This window comes from Chryseobacterium sp. SIMBA_029, assembly GCF_046535275.1.
Classification (GTDB): domain Bacteria; phylum Bacteroidota; class Bacteroidia; order Flavobacteriales; family Weeksellaceae; genus Chryseobacterium.
This window is the reverse complement of record NZ_JAWRXA010000488.1, coordinates 1-261: the sequence shown is the minus strand read 5'-3', so window position 1 is coordinate 261 and position 261 is coordinate 1. Positions and strand designations below refer to the sequence as shown.

General features: G+C 31.8%; 1 protein-coding gene. It reads left to right on the top strand.

Annotation, left to right across the window (positions count from 1 at the left end; genetic code table 11):
* A partial coding sequence (locus tag SB679_RS24930) for a hypothetical protein (protein ID WP_410704984.1) occupies positions 1-261 on the top strand: 261 nt, incomplete at both ends.

Below are 261 nucleotides of genomic sequence, written 5' to 3'. Positions count from 1 at the left end.
ATGCAAAAGAAAATTATATTGAATCAAATAAATTCAGCAAAAGCCTTTCCAAAGAAATTGGTATCGCAGTTTGTGAGTATTTTGAATCAGTAAAGGTAATGAAAGATGATGGGTCGACGACGCTTGATAATATTGATTTCATTCAATTGGGTAAAGCAAAGGACAAATTCGAGTCGATATATCAGGCTAGGAATAGCCATACTTTACCTACAATAGCAAGAATGGTACTTCCATATCTATTTAATATTCTTTCTATTACTA